Source organism: Klebsiella sp. MS 92-3, assembly GCF_000195655.1.
In the GTDB taxonomy this organism is placed as follows: Bacteria; Pseudomonadota; Gammaproteobacteria; order Enterobacterales; family Enterobacteriaceae; genus Klebsiella; species Klebsiella pneumoniae.
In genome coordinates, this window is the sequence record NZ_GL882813.1 from 10,315 (window position 1) to 13,620 (window position 3,306).

At 58.2% G+C, this 3,306-nt stretch carries 3 protein-coding genes; 1 reads left to right on the forward strand and 2 read right to left on the reverse strand.

Going from position 1 to position 3,306, the window contains the following annotated elements; translation table 11 throughout:
- Window positions 1–37 precede the first annotated feature (37 nt).
- Together ygjG and HMPREF9538_RS0127765 are read right to left on the reverse strand one after the other, a co-directional pair.
- On the reverse strand, window positions 38–1,417 hold the full coding sequence (gene ygjG / locus HMPREF9538_RS13290; RefSeq protein WP_020317101.1) for a putrescine aminotransferase: 1,380 nt from the start codon (window positions 1,415–1,417) through the stop codon (window positions 38–40).
- 257 nt (window positions 1,418–1,674) lie between these two features.
- Entirely contained in the window at window positions 1,675–2,229 is a 555-nt protein-coding gene (locus HMPREF9538_RS0127765) for a PadR family transcriptional regulator (protein WP_002917718.1), read from the reverse strand.
- A 237-nt stretch (window positions 2,230–2,466) separates the two neighbouring features.
- On the opposite strand from HMPREF9538_RS0127765, the gene HMPREF9538_RS13285 reads away from it, so the two are divergent.
- Window positions 2,467–3,243, forward strand: coding sequence for a siderophore-interacting protein (locus tag HMPREF9538_RS13285; protein ID WP_009485178.1), 777 nt, complete (start codon window positions 2,467–2,469; stop codon window positions 3,241–3,243).
- Window positions 3,244–3,306: the final 63 nt, after the last annotated feature.

The following is a 3,306-nucleotide window of genomic DNA, read 5'->3' on the forward strand; positions in this document are numbered from 1 at the left end:
CCCCCCCCCCCCGGGGGGGGGGGGGGGCGGGTGTGAATTATGTCTCTTCGACCGAAACGCGCAGGGCCGCCAGCGCCTTGCGCGCCGCCTTCAGCACCTGTTCGCACTGCTCAAGGGTGAGCGTCAGCGGCGGTTCAATGCGGATCGTCTTGGCGTTGTTTAACGTCCCGGCGACCAGCACCCGCTGTCTGAACATCTCGCTGGCAAAGTCGTAGCCAATCTCGTTATCGACAAACTCGATAGCCATCAGCATGCCTTTCCCGCGCACTTCATTCACCAGGTCCGGATACTCCTGCGCCAGCAGGCGGAAACCGTCCAGCAGCATATCGCCTTTCTGCGCCGCCTGCGCCGGCAGGTTTTGCGTCAGCAGCACGTTGATCGTCGCCAGCGCCGCCGCACAGGCCAACGGGTTGCCGCCGAAGGTGGTGGTGTGCAGGAACGGGTTATCGAAGAGCACCGAGAAGACCTCTTCCGTCGCCACCGTCGCGCCGATCGGCATCACACCGCCGCCGAGCGCTTTCGCCAGACACAGAATGTCCGGCTGGACGTTCTCATGCTCGCAGGCGAACATCTTGCCGGTGCGGCCCATGCCGGTCTGCACTTCGTCGAGGATCAGCAATGCGCCAAACTCGTCGCACAGTTTACGCACCGCCGGTAAGTAACCCGCCGGCGGGAGGATCACGCCCCCTTCGCCCTGAATCGGCTCGAGGATCACCGCCGCGACGTCGTCGCCGGTTTTCTTGCACTCGCTCAGCATGGTGCGCATGGCGTTGATATCGCCGAACGGCACGTGGCGGAAGCCCGGCAGCAGCGGCATAAACGGCTTGCGGAAGGTCGACTTGGCGGTGGCCGACAGCGCGCCCAACGATTTACCGTGGAAGGCGCCGCTGGTGGCGATGAAGGTAAATTTACCGCGCGGCGACTGATAGGCTTTCGCCAGCTTGATGGCCGCCTCTACCGATTCGGTACCGCTGTTGCAGAAGAAACTGTACTTTAGTTTCCCGGGCGTTAAGGCTGCCAGGGTTTTCGCCAGCATCGCGCGTAGCGGGTCCAGCAGCTCCTGACTGTGAAGCGGTTGTTTCGCGAGTTGATTCTCGACGGCGGATACCACAACTGGATTACGGTGCCCTACATTGAAGATGCCAAACCCACCAAGGCAGTCGATAAACTCCTGTCCCTGGGTGTCGACAAGCGTATTTAACCCTCCCGCTTGCCACTCTACGGCTCCGTAATCCCCGCCGGCTGTGACCGATTTTCGATACTCTAAAAACCCCGGATTCACATGCTCTTTAAAGTATTCCCTGACCTCCTGGTTAAGTGCTTTCATTTCCTCATGATCAAGCGTGCGCTTTTCAATGAGATTCAGTGCGTGTGCGCTGCAGGCCAGAGCCGATGCGCTGGAAGGTAACCTGTTCAAAATGTGCTCCTGGGGCGGACGTATCACACGATACTGGATTAAGTATTGCAGGGATTACGCCAGTTCGGCAGAAGCGGTGAAAATCGGGATAAATGCAAAGTAAAAGACGAATTGTGTAAAATTTAATCTCATTGCGCCACTATTGGCACGTTTTATTCCTGAGCTGACGAGATTTTCTGCCTGGCGGCAATGGTCGGGGCGATCCGCCGTGGTGCGGGCTGCCCCAGCGCGGGGCAGCCGGTGGTGAAAAAAGAGGCTTAGTCGAGCTGAGAGATCTCCATCGCCGCCCGGTCAATAATGCCGATGATCTGCTTGAGCTGGGCGGCACTGCTGGCCTGCTGGTTCACTTTCAGGTCGAGGACCGCTTTGAAGTTTTCCAGCGCGCGCTTCATCTGCGGATCGCGGCGCAGCTCGCAGCCGACCATCCGCGCCTGCAGGCGCTCCTGGATATGGGCCAGGTGCTCCTGGTTCTCGGCGTGCAGCTGTTTTCCTTCCTCGCTGATAAGGATTTTCTTGCGTCCGTTGTCGTCTTCCACGCTGATAAGGCCCTGGTCCTGGAGCAGATCCAGCGTCGGATAGATCACCCCCGGGCTGGGGCTGTAGTTCCCCTGGGTAAGCGTTTCGATCTCTTTGATCAGCTCATAGCCATGGCTGGCGCTGCGGCTGAGGATATCCAGAATGATCAGCCGCAGTTCGCCGTGGCCAAAGAAACGCTGGCGACGTCCGCCGCCGCGGCGGCCATGGTCGCCGTGTTCGCTGGGATCACCGTGGCGCCCGCGTGGCCCACGCCCCTCTTCATGATGATGTCGCATGGTTACCTCCTGCTGTTTTTGATATATCTAATTTATATCTAAAAAATGAATTTTCGCAATGCTGGTTGCTATTTATTTTTTAATCTATTGATATATATGTAATTATTTTCTGACTGTGGATTTTGATGCGGTTTGTTTTGACTATATCAAAAAAAGACTTGCATTCTTTTTAGTTGGCAATCATTATCATTTGCATCAAGTTTAGATATATCTATTTACCGTTCACGAAGGCAATCGATGATGACAAAAACCAAAGCAGACAAGTACCCGCAGCGTGTCCGCAATGAGCTGCGTTTCCGTGAGCTGACGGTGCTGCGCGTGGAGCGCGCAGGCGCGGCGTTCCAGCGTATCGTGCTGGGAGGCGAGGCGCTGGAAGGCTTCGCCTCTCACGGCTTTGACGACCATACCAAGCTTTTTTTCCCCGAGCCGGGCGCGGCATTTACCCCGCCGCAGGTGACCGAGGAGGGGATTGACTGGGGGGAAGGCGTGCGGCCTGCCACCCGCGACTATACGCCGCTGTACGATGCCGAACGTCACGAGCTGGCTTACGATTTCTATATCCACGATGGCGGTATCGCCAGCCGTTGGGCGCTGGAAGCAAAAGTGGGCGATAAGCTGGTGATCGGCGGCCCGCGTGGCTCGCTGGTGGTGCCGGAAGATTATGCCTGGCAGCTGTATGTTTGCGATGAGTCCGGCATGCCGGCGCTGCTCCGTCGTCTGCTGGGATTACGCCAGCTGCCGGCGAGGCCGCAGGTGACGGCCATCGTTACTATCGCCGATGCGTCGTATAAAGATTATCTGGCGGATCTCGACGGCTTTAACATCGAGTGGGTGGTGGGCCACAATCCGGCCTTCGTCGCCGAGCGTCTGGCGCAGGTGAAGGTACCGGCGGAGGATTATTTTATCTGGCTGACCGGCGAAGGCGCGGTGGTGAAATCGCTGCTGGCGCGCTTTGAAGACGAGAGCATCGATCAGCAGCTGGTGCGTTCCCAGGCGTACTGGCACAGCAAGTAAAAAGCCATCGTGGTAAAACCCGGATAGCGGCGCGTCGCGCCTTATCCGGGCTACCGGCGGGGG

What these genes read in the sequence shown, in the direction of transcription:
- HMPREF9538_RS0127765 (WP_002917718.1), bottom strand. Translation starts at nt 2,229, where the DNA reads ATGCGACATCATCATGAAGAGGGGCGTGGGCCACGCGGGCGCCACGGT.
- HMPREF9538_RS13285 (WP_009485178.1), top strand. Translation starts at nt 2,467, where the DNA reads ATGATGACAAAAACCAAAGCAGACAAGTACCCGCAGCGTGTCCGCAAT.